The following is a 17,977-nucleotide window of genomic DNA, read 5'->3' as shown; positions in this document are numbered from 1 at the left end:
GTGAGTTGATAAATAATGCATTCAACCGCTGTTTAATGTCGTTGAATCTCATTTGTGAGAGCGGCAAATTGTATGGATTTTTCTGGGAGAGTCGCCGTGAAGTGGAGCCGACTAAGCATAGCGTGCTGCAGTTGCCTAATAGTGTCATTTCCTATTTTCGGTCAAACGTTAGAACAGGCTGTAGCCTTAACGCTGAAAACAAACCCTGATTTGAAAGCTGCATTTAACGAATTCACAAGTAGTCGTTACGTTAACGACGCTTCATCAGGCGCATATTTACCACAAATTGATTTAGACGCTGGTATTGGTTACGAGGGAATTGATCCAGCCGAGAGTGTCGGACGTGGACAAACCGACTTAACCCGTAAAGAAGCGGCCGTGACCTTAACTCAACTTATCTGGGATGGGTCTGCGACTCTGAATGACATCGATCGAACTGCGGCAGACGCAGAGTCACTGCGTTATCAACTCCTTGCTGATGCATCAGACAAAGCGCTAGAGGTGACAAAAGTTTATTTAGATGCGGTGAAAGCCTATGAAATTTTGACCTTGTCTGAAAACAATCTAGCGGTGCACAAACGCATTTACTCAGATATTAAAAAGCGTGTGAACTCCGGTATCGGTTCCACCGCGGATTTGACGCAGGTAGAAGCACGTTTAGCAAAAGCACACGGCAATCTTGCTGCTGCACAAAACAACCTCTATGACACACATACCATGTTTACTCGGTTAGTGGGTCAATCCCCACAAGGCTTAATTTTCCCTAGAGCTGATGAGAACTTCATTCCATATACTGTCGATGAAGCTGTAGGAATCGCTTTTGAGGAACACCCAGTGGTAAAAGTAGCGGTTGCTGATGTCGACTCAGCTAAGTTCCAGTACAAGCAATCCAAAGGGGTTAACCTCCCTACTGTCTCTATCGAAGCTTCACAGACTTGGCGAGATGATGCAGATGGTATTGAAGGTCGAAGTGACGAAACACTCGCAATGTTGCGTTTGAGATACAACCTTTATAACGGAGGCAGCGATGCGGCAAACTCAGAAAATTTCGCCTACCAATTAAACAAGGCGAAAGATTTACGCGCGTCCGCATACAAGAATATAGAAGAAGGGTTACGACTTTCTTGGAGTGCTTTAGATTTAACCTTGCAGCAAAAAGAATTCTTATCTGATCACGTAGACTCCGCAGCAGAGACCGTAATTGCCTACGAAAAGCAATACCGCATTGGCAAACGAACTCTCTTGGATTTGCTCAACACTGAGAATGAACTTTTCGAAGCACGTAAGGATTATCTGGATTCAAAATACGCCGAGCAATACGCAAAATACCGCGTAATGAATGCTACAGGACAACTGCTCAACTCTTTGCGCGTCGATATTCCGCAAGAGTGGCTAGAGAAAGTGGAGTATTAATATGAGAGTAATACCTATTTTTTTCATGGCGTGTTTGATTTCAGCGTGCAGTTCTAATTCTAATACCGAAACGGGCGATGAATACGAGTACATTGAAACACCCACCGCCAATCAAATTGCCGACCTGATCGATGATGATCGAGATGGTGTCATCAATGCTCGAGATTTGTGTCCTGGTACACCGATTGGTTCAGAAATCGATAATGATGGATGTGGGGAATTCTTAAAAACGTCCCAAGAAATGCAAATTCGAGTCTTGTTTGCGAACGATTCAGACGAAATCAATCCTATCTTTTCACAACAGCTCCGTGAGTTATCTGAGTTCTTAAAAGAATACCCAAGCACTTCTATTGAACTTCAAGGATATGCGAGCCGAACAGGGACTTCGCAACATAACTTAGACTTATCCAAACGCCGAGCTGAAAATGTAAGAAGAATCTTGCTTCAAAATGGCATATCACCGAACCGAGTAACCATTGTCGGCTACGGAGATACGATTCTGGCGTCTACTGGCACGGATGAAACAAGTCATGCGCTTAACCGACGAGTCACCGCTACCGTCGTCGGATACAAAGGAGAAGTGAAGAAAGAATGGACCATTTTCACCACTCTTCCTAAAAGCTAGCTAAGCCCATACGCTCACATAAACTAAAAAGGTCTAGTGTTTACTAGACCTTTTTGATTGATAGTACTGCCTTACGGTTTACCTAGTTACTAGATAAATCGTTGATCTTAAGCAGATCATTCAAGATTGCACTGCCATCTATTGGGGATAATACGCCATCGTTAAGGTATTCACCGTACTGACTTGAGCCTCCCTCAATCACGAGTTTCTGGCTAGATGAACCATCCGATTCTGAAATCGTTAGGATCAGGTTCTCTCCATCGGCTTCCAACCCAATCTCATTGTTCGCAAGTAGTGAATCAATAGAGTCTGAATTATCAGTATGAAGCAAATCAGAAATATCAATCTTATCTTCGCCTTTAGTGAAGTCTGTGATCGTATCAATCTCACCATCTCGAATTCCGGAACCGTCATCGACAAGTTTAAAGATATCATCACCAGAACCACCTATAAGGATGTCGTCCCCTTCGCCACCGACCAAGATATCGTTCCCGCCGTGACCAAATAAGATGTCGTCACCTTGTTCTCCATAGAGTGAATCTGCTTTATCTCCTTGGTGGTTTTGATTAAATTCATCGATATGATCTTTCACATAAGTATGAATAGCTTCGGCATCAACTTTAGAAATATCTTGACCAGTTTCTTGTGCGACATGGGATTGAATTGCACTGATTCCCTGTTCATTGCCACCAAACTCGATCAAGTCACCAAGAAGGATGTCATCACCCTCTCCACCGCGGATGATATCCGAACCTTGTTTCAATGGAACATCTTGACCAAGTATCGTTTCTGCAAGTTTCGTAACATCAATTTCTGATTCGACAACGCCATCGGTGTCGTATTGTTGCAGTATGCTTTCCGATACGCCGCTTCCCAGACCGATTGCCTCCACACTCGAAAGGAGAGCTAGAACTTGATACATATGCTGAGCCTGAACGGAACTTCCACCTCTGTCATCGTATTCAAGGATTCCATTCTTACGGTCTATATCACCGATTTTCTGCCCCGTTTGAGGAGAGAAAAGATGCCCATCACTGTTGATTAAGACGTTACCTTTGTAACTAACGGTTTGACCAAAGCTATAGCTGTTATCATTAACCACATCTTGCAACGTAACAAGCTGCCCATCGTCACCCACATCAAGTATGACTTTAGAGAATTCAGGACGCTTTATATTGTCGAGGTTATCGTATGTATTTGGCTGACCGTCGGTAATAAAGTATGTGATATTTTCTCCATTGACGTTTGGCTGAGTACCAAACCAATCGACTGCCGATTGCAAACCAGATTCATAGTTCGTATTACCACTACCGTAATCACCGATCTTATTGAGTTTCTCGACAAAATCAGTTCTTGCAGTTGCAGAACTCAGATCCACTTCAATCACCTTCGTCGCCCCAGTAGCAAACTCAGAAAGCAATATGTTTACCGTACCAGGCTCAACACCTTGGTTAACGGATGCAAGTAGCTCATCAAAAACGTCCAGAACTTCATCTTTTGCACTACCAACCCAGCTGCCCATGCTGCCAGACGTATCAAGCACAAACGCAATGTTGTAATCCTGTCCTGCGATGATTTCTAAACCTTGGACATCACCAACAATGAGGTCATTGTCGGCATTACCTTTGATCGTGTCATCGCCGTGCGAACCTGACTTAAGCTCAAACTCACGAGCAGTAATGTCAACCGATTCCGTTGTCGTTGCGGCATCATTATTTGATGCTTCTACAGACGTTGCGGTAACACTCATAGGAAAATCAAAGCTGCCTTCATAATCGAATGGTACTTTAATCTCCAACGATGCGTGGCCTTGACTATCGATATTGACAAGGTAACTGCCATTGAGCTCTGGAGTAACTATCAGGTCATTTACGTATAGCTCTACGCCCGACGGTAAGCCGTCGATGAGAACAGTTTGGTTCAAGCTCTCGCTGCTATCAGCGTCGACTAAATCGACATTAATATCGATAGGAATCCAACGATCTTGCAGTATCTGATAAGTCCCGTCAGGGTTAAGTTCTACTACTTTGTCGGCAAAGACGACACGCTCGATCTCATATAAGTGATCTCCACGGTCTTCTTGCCCTGTATTGTCATTAACCGAATCGATGGAGCGGTTATCCAAGAAGATCCAGTATGGAACATCACCACCGTGGTTATTCTTGAAGGTAAACTCGTAGTCACTAAAGTTACCTGTTAAGTAAACCGTATCTGTCCCATCGTGTTCCGTGATGGTTGAAGCATCATCACCATAGAATGAGTCATTCTGCCCACCTCCAACAAAGACATCGTCACCGCCACCACCATAGAAGGTATCGTTGTAATCGGTACCAACAAACAGACTATCTGTATCTGAAATGTCGTTATTATTGCCGAGCATTACGTTTGCTGGTGGATTGTCTTCTTGATAAACACTGTCTAGCCCCAGCCCAGCAGCAACTGATGCATTCTGAGGTTTGGTACTATCAATCGCTGATGTAACTAGGCTGTGGTTTGAATCAACCGCATCGTTCTTTGAAATATCGCCAACTGAAATCGTAACTTTTGGCGCGTCTGCGACAGCAACGACCTCAATATCCAATGTCTCTGTTGCGCCAGTATTCGTGGTGTATGTAATCGATGGAACATCACCAGACCAATGTTCAACCGGTTCGAACTTGTAGCTACCGTCTTGGTTTACCACCAATGAACCACTATCTAGCGAGACCGTTTCACCAACAGCGTAGTCTGTATTGTTAACGGTAATATGGTCGACCAATAGGACATTATCGCCATCAGTATCATTCAATAAAACGTTACCCTGTAGCGACACATCTTCATTCGTGATGCCAACATCACTAGTTGTGTTTGTCGCTAGATTTTCATGCACGACGACATTAATCGTGGCATGTGAGTTTTCAGTATCACCATTCGAGCTTTCTGTACTTGTCGCCGTTACCGTAATGGTAAAGTCATCGTGCGATCCCGTTGGTGGTGTCACCGTCAAAGAGTCAAGTGACCATCCTGTAACATCCAGTGCTTCGTTCACTGTCGCTACCGTAATAGAATTCACTCCATCAGAGAGCACCGCACCAATTGGCAAACCTTTTAATGTCACTGCAAGTGATTCAGAGCCATCAGTATCAGTCAGACTTGCTCGAATTTCTGAAATTGGAATAGCGGTATCTTGCAACCCTTCATTGACTTCATACGTCTCATAGAACTGAACGCCGTCCACTTCTTTTAACTCAGAAGTTCTTGCATCGATTGCATCCAAAGCAACTGAGTCACTCACCACATACAAGTTGCTGTTACTTAAATTAACTGGCGTTTGGCCATTGATAGAGACATCTACATTAAAATTGCCAGGCCCACTCTGGTTGTGATGATAAATCTCTATTGCGTAAAAGCCGGAAACAGAAGGTACAAATTCACCACCTTTAATGTCGCCACTCCCATTACCCCAGCGAGCCTCATCAACAAGTGTTCCACCAATTTTAATTGCTAAACTATCATCAGCGGTACCTACGAAGTCGTAGCTTGTACCAGCTTCTAGGTAGACTAATGCTGTCACTAATACGGCTTCATCCGCTGCTGTTGCACCTGACGCGGTATCCTGAACATTGGTGGTGGTCGATTGGCTGCCATCTTCTAAATCTAAAGCTTCAATAGCATCAACCAAAACTTGTCCCGCAACACCTTGACCGTTATCAGAACCAATAATGACATTTGTCCAAGAAGTCACGTTGAAATCTTGTTGAGGAAGAGATAACCCTGGAGTCACTGTAACCAAATTCGGCGCATCTGCATCTGGGGTAACATCAATCGTCAATACAGATTCTTGCCCCGTATCTTCCCCATCCGTTGGTTTAAAACCAATTTGCGCATAGCTCCCTTCTTGATTACCAACTCCATTTCCAGTGAAGCTGTCATCACCAGATTCGTTTACCTCTGGAGTGAAACGTACACTATCGGCATCAAACTGCGATTTACTCAATACTTGGTCTGTTTGAACCGTCTGCCAATTTCCTTGCTCATCTTTGTACTCAAGTACACCGTCGCTAGGAAGCGACGTAATTTGGACAGACAGCGTCGATGTTTCTGAGTCGGCATCCGTGACGCCAAATGATGCCCAATCCAGAGTGACTTGGGAATCTTCTAGAGTGGTAACTGACGAAGGCGAAGCTTCTGGTGCATCATTCACGTTTACAAGTGAAACATTAACCTCTGCAGTGTCTACGCCACCCGTACCATCGGCAACCTTCCCCTGCAATGTATATTCGCCTAAATCAACATCATCAATAGTCTTGTTGAGTGAAACCTCACCCGTCGATGGGTCGATATCAAATAGGCCGTTCGTTGTTGTTCCATCAGCAAAACTGTAAGTAAGTTCATCGTTATCTAGATCTTCAGCAACAAGCGTACCCACAACAGTGCCACTAACACTGTTTTCATTTACGGTGCCAAAGTCATAAACATCATTGTTTGCTGCATCGCCAGGAAGATCACCGTCAGAAATAAACTCCGGTGCGTGCTGAGCGTCTGCGATAGAAACCGATGCCTCTTTCGAAGCCGCATTCAACGAAGAATCTGCACCACTCGTTCCAATAAGCGTCACTGTCAGATCTTCAGCACCTTCATAGATACCGTCATCTAGCGTCTCAATATCAAGGTCGACTGAAGTTTGACCGGCAGGAATAGTCACGGTGTAAGTGTTTGGCGCGGTGTAATCATCGCCGTCAACGTCACCACCAATCGTGAATGTCACCACGACATCTTCATCCGCTTTCTGGTCGATGCTTACAGTAAAGTTCGCATCATTACCTTCTGCGGTAGAGCCAGTGTCAGCGACAATGCTGACTTTCGGTGCTTGCTGAGCGTCATTGATAGTCACGCTCGCACTGTTGTTTGTAGAGGCAGTTGCGTCCGCACCTTCCACGTCTTTAATGGTGACAGTAAATGACTCTTCACCTTCGTAAGTTCCATCAGTAAGCGTAGTGATGTCGAGGTCAACTGAAGACTGGCCTGCCGGTACTTCAATGCTTGCTACGCCAGTAAAGTCAGAGCCATCTTGAGCAACACCAGAGTATTCGAACTCAACCGTTACTTTCTCATCAGCGACTTGGTCCAAGCTCACAGTAAAGCCAGCGGTTTGACCTTCATTGACGCTGTCTTGGTCGGCGACAATACTCACTTTCGGTGCCGCCTGTGCATCTGTTACTGAAACCGATGCCTCTTTAGAAGCCGTATTCAGCGAAGAGTCTGCACCACTCGTTCCAGTAAGCGTCACTGTCAGATCTTCAGCGCCTTCATAGATACCGTCATCTAACGTCTCAATATCAAGGTCTACTGAAGTTTGGCCCGCAGGAATAGTCACGGTGTAAGTGTTTGGCGCGGAGTAATCATCGCTGTCAACATCACCACCAATTGTGAATGTCACCACGACATCTTCATCCGCTTTCTGGTCGATGCTTACAGTAAAGTTTGCATCACCACCTTCAGCGGTAGAGCCTGTGTCAGCAACAATGCTGACTTTCGGAGCTTGCTGGGCGTCATTGATAGTCACGCTCGCACTGTTATTTGTAGAAGCGGTTGCGTCTGCACCTTCCACATCTTTAATCGTGACAGTAAATGACTCTGCACCTTCGTAAGTGCCGTCAGTAAGCGTAGTGATGTCTAGATCGACAGAAGACTGGCCTGCCGGTACTTCAATACTTGCTACGCCAGTAAAGTCAGTACCATCTTGAGCAACACCTGAGTACTCGAACTCAACCGTTACTTTCTCATCAGCAACTTGGTCCAAGCTCACAGTAAAGCCTGCGGTTTGACCTTCGTTGACGCTGTCTTGGTCGGCGACAATGCTGACTTTTGGTGCACTTTCTGCGTCTAAAATTGTTGCCTGGCCAGTTGCTTGACCATTAGTCGTCACCCCATTACTTTCTATCACAGTGAGGCCAAACGTTTCATTTCCCTCGTAGATATGATCTTCGTTAGTCGGCACAGTAACCGTGATATCCTGGATTCCCGCAGGTATTGTTACATCCCCATTTCCATCAACATTCAATGATTGTGTTTGGCCATTAGTGTCTACATAAGTCACAACTAAATCGCCAAGGTCATTATCCCCTGCTGAATAGTTTCCGTCCGTCTCTACCGATAGGTTAACAACAACAGCACTTTCAGTTTGATTTGATAACGAAACCGTAAAGACTGCATTTTCACCTTCATCGACAGTCCCGCCACCATCTACGATTAGCGTAGGCTTGTCGTTGTCTGGTGTTGTCGGCCCCACAACAGAGCCGTCATCTTTTATGTTCGCTTGACCAACGGCAGAACCATTTGAAGTGATGCCAGCAGACTCCGTCGCGACTAAACCAAAGCTCTCAGAGCCTTCGTAGACATCATCCTGAGTCGTAGGAACAGATACTTCGATTGCAGTAATACCAGCAGGAATAGTGACATCACCATTGTCTGAAACGGTTAGTGATTTCGTTTCGCCTTCACTGTCTTTGTAGGTTACGACAAAATCTTTAATGTCAGAGTTTTCTGCTGTATATGCGCCACTCGTGTTCGTGGCCAAATTGATAACGACTGGTGATTCTATTTGATTAGACAGAGAAACAACAAATATTGCTTCTTCCCCTTCATTAATATCACCACCACCGCTGATAGATAGCAGCGGCTTATCGTTATCAGGCGTTGTTGGACCGACAGCTGAGCCATCATCCTTTATCACTGCCTCACCACTCGCCACGCCGTTCGATGTAATACCGCCAGATTCGGTCACCACCAAGCCAAAAGACTCTGCACCTTCGTAAACATCGTCTTGTTTCGTTGTTATTGTTACCGTGATATCAGTAACTCCGGCAGGAATAGTAACGTCTCCACTTGGACTAACATCCAGAGTCTGCTCTTGCCCTTCTCCGTCAATATAAGTCACCGTCATGTTACCAAGATCTTCATCTTCAGCAGTGTAGTTGCCATCTGTCTTTGGACTTAGATTGACGACAACAGGACTTTGAACTTCGTTAGACAGCGACACTGTGAATACTGCGTCAGAACCTTCACTCACGTCGCCAGCATTACTCACTGAAAGTGATGTACTATCATTGTCTAAGATTGTTGATGAGCCCGACTCGCTACCGATTTCAACTTCCATCGTCTCGTCATTTTCAACAACAAGATCATCAATCGTTGGCACAATGATTTCGAAGCTACTAACACCGGCAGGAACAATCAGGTAGCCCCCGGCAAAAACAACACCATTCGTGTACGTTGCATTAGATAGGTTGACGTCTGAATCATTTGCCGATGAGCCTGGAGCCAATGTAGTTATTGGATACTTAACCGCCGTTTCTGTCGCCTCATCCAGTACCACAGAAAACGTAACGTCTTCTCCTTCTGTAACAGTGTTCCCTGTTAAAGATAGATCCGGACCGTTCTCCGACACGTTGCCGTCTAGAACCTGATTAGCAATAGTAACCGTTGCAGGGTCACTTTCAGCGTTACCAGAATCAACTACAACGTAGACAAAACTATCTTCAGGTGGGAAGCCCTCTACATAACGCAACTCCCAATTCCCAGATGTTTTGGTCGAGAGGTCTAATTGAGTAATTACCGCCCCTTCAGGTAGAGGGTAATCCTTACCGAAGCCAATACTAGTCTCCTGGAATAGCATGTTGTTGCCTTCTGGCTTCAAGAACTCAATAACTTGAGTTTGCTCTGTGCCGTTAGCATCAAGGTATGTCACCGTGATAAGAGCAGCATTGTTGTCGCCGTGCTCAAACAAGCCTCCTAGGCCATCCAGACCAAGATTCACGCTGCCAACAGGGTTCTCAGACAAATCAATGCTGATGGTTTCGCCGCGCTGAATGCCTTGGCCATCGTTATCAGCAATACCATGACCAATATGTGAGACTTCTCGGTTGTATTGAGCTAGCACACCACTATCGGAGGAGATATCAATAGACGCTCCATTTACTAGATATTCGGTTCGACTGTGTGACTCACCACCGTCTGCACTTAAACCCCAGTTGTAGAAATCCGTCGTTGACTCTTCTCCATTTGGAGAATTAGGTCTGTCTTTGATACCAAGCAAGAACCCAACATTATCCGCTTCGTAGTAGATGCTGTCTTTGTTGTACAACGAGCCATCGGCCGATGTAATTTCTTGAAGATCGCCATTTTCATCTTTGAAATACAAGGTGCCAGATGTAGGTAGCTCTGTTATTCGGATCTGAAGATCATCACCATTTAAGTCATCCTCAACGTCAGAAATATGATCGCTTTCTGAACCTTGGTCCAAAGGCTTATCATCAGTATCAAAAATTACGTTAGTAATAAGTTCGTCAGCGCTATGGTCAAAGTCTTCGTTAAGTGGCTTGTCGTTAACTGGTGTGACGTTCAGCGTAACTGTTGTGGTTTCGGTTACACCGCCGGAGGTGACTGTATAAGTGAATTCATCTGCGCCGTTGTAATCTTGATTAGGCGTGTAAGTAATGGTGCCGTCGTTGTTCACAACCGCACTGCCATTTGCTGGGCCATTGCCCGCTTCTACGGATACAACTGGTGATTGCCCTTCGAAACTATCATTGTCTAACACATCCAAAATTGTTGGTGTGTCTTCAACGATATCTGCACTATCAGCGACAATATCGGCGACGGCATTAACCGTGAAATCAACTGTCTGGCTCACTTCCAAACCACTTGGGTCTGTCGCGGTAAACGTCAGCTCTTCAGAACCATTCCAGTCTGCAGTTGGTGTAATCGTCGCAATACCATTAACAATCGAAACTTGGATATTGCTGTTACCAGAAACACTAAACGTCAATTCGCTGTCTGCGTCGTCAACATCACTAAACGCGTCATTTAAATCGATGGTATAAGGCGTAAAGTCCTCTGGTAGAACTTGGTCTGCAATGGTGTTTTCCACTACTGGCTTGTCATTGACAGGAGTAACGTTTAGAGAGACCGTCGTAGTCTCAGTTACACCACCAGACGTGACTGTGTAAGTGAACTCGTCAGCACCGTTGTAATCTTGGTTCGGTGTGTAAGTGATTGTTCCGTCGTCGTTCACAACCACACTGCCGTTAGTTGGACCATCTCCAGATTCCACTGTAACAACTGGTGATTGGCCTTCGAAAGTATCGTTACCCAACACGTTCAAAACGGTTGGCGTATCTTCAACGATATCTGCACTATCTGAGACGATATCGGCAACGGCATTAACCGCAAAATCAACCGTCTGACTCACTTCCAAACCGCTTGGATCTGTCGCAGTAAACGTTAACTCTTCTGAGCCATTCCAGTCTGCTGTTGGGGTGATAGTTGCGATACCATCAACAATCGATACTTGGATATTGCTGTTACCAGAAACGCTGAACGTCAGATCGCTGTCTGCATCGTCAACATCGCTAAACGCGTCATTTAAGTTAATCGTGTACTCAGCAAAATCTTCCGGTAGAACTTGGTCAGCAATGGTATTCTCAACCACTGGCTTGTCGTTTACAGGAGTAACGTTCAGCGTAACTGTTGTGGTTTCAGTGACACCACCAGACGTGACTGTATAAGTAAACTCATCCGCACCGTTGTAATCTTGGTTTGGTGTGTAAGTGATCGTGCCGTCGTTGTTCACAACCACACTGCCATTCGCAGGGCCATTGCCAGCCTCTACTGACACGACTGGCGACTGACCTTCGAAGCTATCGTTGTCTAACACATCCAAAATGGTTGGGGTGTCTTCAACGATATCTGCGCTGTCAGCGACAATGTCGGCAACGGCGTTGACTGTGAAACCAACCGTCTGACTCACAGCCAAACCACTTTGATCTGTCGCGGTAAACGTCAACTCTTCTGAACCGTTCCAGTCTGCAGTTGGTGTGATCGTCGCAATACCATCGACAATCGATACTTGAATATTGCTGTTACCAGAAACACTAAACGTCAGTTCGCTATCTGTATTATCAACGTCACTGAACGCGTCATTTAAATCGATGGTATAAGGCGTAAAGTCCTCAGGTAGAACTTGGTCTGCAATGGTATTCTCAACCACCGGCTTATCGTTTACAGGAGTAACGTTCAGCGTAACTGTTGTGGTTTCAATGACACCGCCAGAGGTGACTGTGTAAGTAAACTCGTCAGCGCCGTTGTAATCTTGGTCTGGTGTGTAGGTGATCGTGCCGTCGTTGTTCACAACCACACTGCCATTTGCAGGGCCATTGCCTGCCTCTACTGACACAATTGGCGACTGACCTTCGAAGCTATCGTTGTCTAACACATCCAAAATTGTTGGTGTGTCTTCAACGATATCTGCACTATCTGAGACGATATCGGCAACGGCATTAACCGCAAAATCAACCGTCTGACTCACTTCCAAACCGCTTGGATCTGTCGCAGTAAACGTTAACTCTTCTGAGCCATTCCAGTCTGCTGTTGGGGTGATAGTTGCGATACCATCAACAATCGATACTTGGATATTGCTGTTACCAGAAACGCTGAACGTCAGATCGCTGTCTGCATCGTCAACATCGCTAAACGCGTCATTTAAGTTAATCGTGTACTCAGCAAAATCTTCCGGTAGAACTTGGTCAGCAATGGTATTCTCAACCACTGGCTTGTCGTTAACAGGAGTAACGTTTAGCGTAACCGTTTTGGTTTCGGTGACACCACCGGAGGTGACTGTATAAATGAACTCATCAGCGCCGTTGTAATCTTGGTCTGGTGTGTAGGTAATGGTGCCATCATCGTTCACAACCACATTGCCATTTAATGGGCCATTGCCCGCTTCTACGGATACAACTGGTGATTGGCCTTCGAAACTATCGTTGTCTAACACATCCAAAATGGTTGGTGTGTCTTCAACGATATTCGCGCTGTCCGAAACGATATCGGCAACGGCGTTGACTGTGAAATCAACCGTCTGACTCACTTCCAAACCACTTGGATCTGTCGCGGTAAACGTTAACTCTTCAGAACCATTCCAGTCTGCTGTTGGTGTAATCGTCGCAACACCATCGACAATCGAGACTTGAATATTGCTGTTACCAGAAACGCTGAATGTCAGCTCGCTATCTGAGTTATCAACATCACTAAACGCGTCATTTAAATCGATGGTATATTCAGCAAAATCTTCCGGTAGAACTTGGTCTGCAATGGTATTCTCAACCACTGGCTTGTCGTTTACTGATGTTACGTTTAGAGAGACCGTCGTAGTCTCGGTTACACCGCCAGAAGTGACTGTGTAAGTGAATTCATCCGCACCGTTATAATCTTGGTCTGGTGTGTAGGTAATGGTGCCGTCGTTGTTCACAACCACACTGCCGTTCGTCGGACCATCTCCAGATTCAACCTTAACAACTGGCGATTGGCCTTCGAAGCTATCGTTGTCCAACACGTTCAAAATTGTTGGTGTGTCTTCAACGATATTCGCGCTGTCAGCGACAATGTCGGCAACGGCGTTGACTGTGAAATCAACGGTCAGGCTAACGCTTTCACCATCAGGATCTGTCGCAGTAAACGTTAACTCTTCTGAACCATTCCAGTCTGCTGTTGGTGTAATCGTCGCGATGCCATCAAAAATCGATACTTGAATGTTGCTGTTACCAGAAACGGCAAACGTCAATTCGCTATCTGCGTCGTCAACATCGCTAAATGCGTCATTCAAGTTAATGGTGTATTCAGCAAAGTCCTCAGGTAGAACTTGGGATGGGATAGCATTTTCGGTTGTCGGAGCATCATTAAGTGGATTAACTGTTACCGAAACTTCTGCTTCATCTTCTAATGCACCATCAGAAACTGTGTAGCTAATGGTTGCTTCACCGTTGAAGTTTTCTGCAGGAGTAAAAACAAGCTTACCGTCTACGATTTCAACGGTGCCTTGCTCTGCAGGAACAGACGCATTCACTATGGTCAGTGTGTCACCGTCAACATCGGTGTCGTTTGGTAGCACATCAATGGTGACTGGCGTATCTTCGTCCGTCGTAGCGCTGTCATCATTTGCTATTGGTGCATCATTTACAGGGTTAACAGTAACCGAAACCGTTGCTTCATCTGTTAGTTCACCATCGCTAACAACATAAGTGATAGTTGCTTCGCCGTTGAAATTCTCCGCTGGAGTGAAAACAAGTTTGCCATCTACGATCTCAACAATACCTTGTTCAATAGGAACAGATGCACTCACGATGGTTAACGTATCGTTATCTAGATCAGTATCATTTGGCAAAACATCAATCGTAACCGGAGTATCTTCATCGGTGGTAGCGATATCGTCTACTGCTACTGGCGCATCGTTAACAGGATTCACACTGATTGTCACAGATGCTTCGTCTGTCATTTCTCCATCAGTCACTACATAAGTAACCGTTGCGTCACCATTGAAATCCTCAGCAGGAGTAAAGATCAACTCACCATCAACAATTTCTACTGTTCCTTGCTCATCAGGCACGGTAGCAGATTCGATAGATAAGTTTTCACTGTCTTGATCGGTATCATTAGCTAGAACATCAATTGTGACAGGTATATCTTCGTCGGTTTGAATATTGTCATCTTCCGCAACAGGCGCCACAGGGGTAACTGTCGGAGATGTTTCGTCAGAGCGGATATTACTTAAGTAGAGCTCAGCTAATGACAAATTCTGAGTTTCAGAAAAACCTAGCGCTGCCAACCCGGTCGTTTCAAAATCCGTGTCGGCTAATAATTCTGCAGCAGTGCGTTCAACAGTGCCGCTAGTTTGCAAACTAGAACCGTTACTTTGACCTGCAGCTGGTGCAAAATCTTCGTTTAGCAACGTTGGATCTTGCCCTTCTCGAAGAGCGTCAATAATTTGAGCAACATCGTCAGAAACGTCTTGCACCCCTTCTTGTTTTGCAACTAAAACCTGAAGCTTGGCTGGTTCAGCTCCAGTTTTAGAAACAATCAACTCACCAGGTGACGGTTGTTCGTTTTCGGCAAGCGCTCTTAACTGCCCATCCAAACCTATTACGACTAATTGCCCACCAAGTGAAACTAAGGCTGTACGATCCATATAAACCTCTGACCTAAAATTACTGTCAACATTTTGACCATTGATACTTATTCGTTATATATTGCCCGAATATATAACGCAATGACAGTGCATTAACACTAAATTACAACTTCTAAGTCACATATTACTCAGAAGGATGTGTCATGTGATAAAAAGAGACTACCGTCACTAATATATAGACACCCATGCTGAATAAGGCATTGAAAATATGATCTTTATTCAGAATATAAAGTGCCTTCCGTGCGGTAACTGAAGATTTACTTACACATCGATAAGTATAGCAACTAGTTCCATAGTTGATTGTTAATAGCTTTGTACGTTAAATTATTGACGCCTATAGAGGTGTCGCTATCTATAAGAACGATTTCTCACCCCAGACAATTCACAATCTAGGAGAATCACAGTGAAGTGGACTCGTGCCAACGCCTTTTGCTTGGGTGTGCTCGCCGCTAGCCCTGCTTTAGGGCAAACATTAGAGCAAGCGGTTGAAAATACGCTTAAAACAAACCCAGACATAAAAAGTGCGTTTAATGAATTCGTAAGTAAGCAGTATGTGAATGAAGCCTCGAGTGGTGCTTACCTTCCCTCTGTCGACCTTGACGCGGGTATTGGATACGAAGGTATCGATCCTGCGGAAGCGGGCCGCGAATCAACGGATTTAACGCGTAAAGAAGCAACTGTCACGCTTACCCAGCTTATTTGGGATGGTTCGGCAACATTGAATGATATTGATAGAACCGCAGCTGATGCAGAATCAGTACGCTATCAATTACTTGCTGATGCTCAAGATACAGCGCTAGAAGTGACTAAAGTTTATTTGGATGCAGTGAAGGCTTATGAAATCCTGACACTCTCCGAAAATAATTTGAAAGTTCACAAGAAAATTTATCAAGACATTAAAAAGCGCGTCGACTCTGGTATTGGTTCAACAGCTGACTTGACTCAAGTTGAGGCCAGACTGGCAAAAGCCCACGGCAATTTAGCGGCAGCGCAAAATAACCTGTTTGATAGCCATACCATGTTTACTCGCATTGTCGGCCAATCTCCACAAGGGCTTACCTTTCCGCGTGCCGATCAAAACTTTATCCCATATACGGTAGATGATGCTGTAGAGTTGGCATTTGATTCCCATCCGGTCATTAAGATTTCTACTGCAGATGTTGATTCAGCTAAGTTTCAATATAAGCAGTCAAAAGGTAACTATTACCCAACCCTTTCGGTTGAAGCAGCTCAGACATGGCGTGACGATGCTGGTGGCATTGAAGGGCGTGGTGACGAAACAACTGCGATGTTGAGAATGCGCTACAACCTTTACAATGGGGGCAGTGACGCAGCAAATGCAGAGAGTTTTGCCTACCAACTAAACAAAGCAAAAGACTTACGTGAACGCGCTTATAGAAACGTTGAAGAAGGCTTGAGACTCTCATGGAGTGCTCTCGATCTGACGTTACAACAAAAAGAATTCTTATCAGATCACGTTGACTCTGCTTCACAAACCGTCATCGCGTATGAGAAACAGTACCGTATCGGTAAACGTACCTTGCTGGACTTACTTAATACAGAAAATGAATTGTTTGAAGCGCGAAAAGATTATTTAGATGCTAAATACGCTGAACAGTACGCAAAGTATCGAGTCATGAACGCCACTGGCCAGCTATTAAATGCATTACGTGTTGACGTCCCGACCGAGTGGAATCAGAAGGTGGAGTACTAAACCATGAAAGTAACAAAGGTTCTATTCACTCTAAGTATTTTTGCTTCTGCCAGCTTCGCAGCAACGAATGATGAATATGATTACATGCCAACCCCAGATGCTCAGCAAATTGCCGATCTGCAAGATGATGACAATGATGGCGTGATCAATGCTCGTGACTTGTGTCCTGGCACTCCGGTAACGTCAGAGATCGATAATGATGGGTGTGGTGAATACATTAAAGCATCCGAGAAGATGCAAGTCCGCGTTTTATTTGCCAATGATTCAGACGAAATAAACCCTGTATTTCGTCGTCAAATTCGAGAACTCTCAGAATTTCTGAAAGAGTACCCTTCTACCTCAATTGAACTGCAAGGTTACGCCAGTAAAGTGGGGGGTTCTTCCCACAACTTAGGCCTTTCAAAACGACGCGCAAATAATGTTCGCGAAGCGCTATTGCGTTATGGTATTGATACTAATCGAGTTCGCATCGTCGGTTTTGGTGATACCCATTTAGCGACAGAGGGTACCGACGAAGTGAGTCACGCACTGAACAGAAGAGTAACGGCTTACGTTGTCGGCTATAAAGGTGAGATAAAGAAAGAGTGGACCATATTCACTACTCTTCCAAAAACCTAATAAAAGGAGCTTCGGCTCCTTTTGTTTTTTCAAGCGTACGAAAACCGTATTATGCTTTAGGAATCGACACTTTAATGGTAATCTAGCCGCGTCATAACAATGAGAGTTTTGAAATGAGCAAACTTACAACAGATATCCAAGCAAACCTTGATCTTTTTGTTGCTGAAACAAAAGAAAACCAGCTAGTTTGGGGTCTACGCAATGAAGAAGGTTGGTTATCTTGCGATTCAACTGAATTCGAAAACAGCGAAGTCATGCCTTTTTGGTCTGCTAAAGAAGATGCAGAAGCACACAACGTTGAAGAATGGGCAGATTTTGAAGTACTAGAGATTCCTCTGGATATCTTTGTTGAAGATTGGCTTTTAACTCTTGCTGAAGATGGTGTTCTTGTTGGTGCTAACTGGAACGCACAGCTAGAAGGTAAAGAGCTTGAACCTCAAGACCTAGCTAAACTATACCTAAGCTAATTCTTTAAGACCTCAGCACCAAGCTGGGGTCTTCCTCTTTTCACTTACCTTTTCGATATAAAGCTCGACCGAGCGCATAGTTTTCTTCATTTCATTATCTATACCCTTCGTGTTTTGTCACAATGACTCAACCTCAATTG

General features: G+C 44.8%; 6 protein-coding genes. 5 read left to right on the top strand and 1 reads right to left on the bottom strand.

The window, feature by feature from the left end:
- The first annotated feature begins 96 nt into the window (after positions 1 to 96).
- Positions 97 to 1,413: a TolC family outer membrane protein gene (locus ITG12_RS02725; RefSeq protein WP_039976834.1), complete on the top strand. Its 1,317-nt coding sequence runs from the start codon at positions 97 to 99 to the stop codon at positions 1,411 to 1,413.
- A 1-nt stretch (position 1,414) separates the two neighbouring features.
- A complete protein-coding gene (locus tag ITG12_RS02720) occupies positions 1,415 to 2,038 on the top strand; it encodes an OmpA family protein (protein ID WP_038873742.1) in 624 nt (207 codons plus the stop codon).
- Between the two features lie 82 nt (positions 2,039 to 2,120).
- Here ITG12_RS02720 and ITG12_RS02715 read toward each other — a convergent pair whose 3' ends face one another.
- Positions 2,121 to 15,038: a tandem-95 repeat protein gene (locus tag ITG12_RS02715; RefSeq protein ID WP_248873575.1), complete on the bottom strand. Its 12,918-nt coding sequence runs from the start codon at positions 15,036 to 15,038 to the stop codon at positions 2,121 to 2,123.
- 403 nt (positions 15,039 to 15,441) lie between these two features.
- On the opposite strand from ITG12_RS02715, the gene ITG12_RS02710 reads away from it, so the two are divergent.
- The 3 genes from ITG12_RS02710 (at position 15,442) to ITG12_RS02700 (ending at position 17,837) form a co-directional block, all read left to right on the top strand.
- The gene (locus ITG12_RS02710) at positions 15,442 to 16,752 is read left to right on the top strand and encodes a TolC family outer membrane protein (RefSeq protein ID WP_038867610.1); all 1,311 of its coding nucleotides are present in this window, start codon (positions 15,442 to 15,444) and stop codon (positions 16,750 to 16,752) included.
- Positions 16,753 to 16,755: 3 nt separating this feature from the next.
- Positions 16,756 to 17,370 carry an OmpA family protein gene (locus ITG12_RS02705; protein WP_061035775.1) on the top strand — a complete coding sequence of 205 codons (615 nt, stop codon included), beginning with the start codon at positions 16,756 to 16,758 and terminating at the stop codon, positions 17,368 to 17,370.
- Between the two features lie 113 nt (positions 17,371 to 17,483).
- Complete coding sequence (locus ITG12_RS02700) at positions 17,484 to 17,837, top strand: DUF2750 domain-containing protein (protein ID WP_038867608.1); 354 nt, start codon at positions 17,484 to 17,486, stop codon at positions 17,835 to 17,837.
- The last annotated feature ends 140 nt before the right edge of the window (positions 17,838 to 17,977 follow it).

This window comes from Vibrio sp. ED002 (genome assembly GCF_023277445.1).
GTDB lineage: Bacteria > Pseudomonadota > Gammaproteobacteria > Enterobacterales > Vibrionaceae > Vibrio > Vibrio jasicida.
The sequence above is the reverse complement of the archived record's forward strand: the minus strand, read 5'-3'. Positions and strand labels throughout refer to the sequence as shown.

What these genes read in the sequence shown, in the direction of transcription:
- ITG12_RS02720 (WP_038873742.1), top strand. Translation starts at nt 1,415, where the DNA reads ATGAGAGTAATACCTATTTTTTTCATGGCGTGTTTGATTTCAGCGTGC.
- ITG12_RS02715 (WP_248873575.1), bottom strand. Translation starts at nt 15,038, where the DNA reads ATGGATCGTACAGCCTTAGTTTCACTTGGTGGGCAATTAGTCGTAATA.
- ITG12_RS02705 (WP_061035775.1), top strand. Translation starts at nt 16,756, where the DNA reads ATGAAAGTAACAAAGGTTCTATTCACTCTAAGTATTTTTGCTTCTGCC.
- ITG12_RS02700 (WP_038867608.1), top strand. Translation starts at nt 17,484, where the DNA reads ATGAGCAAACTTACAACAGATATCCAAGCAAACCTTGATCTTTTTGTT.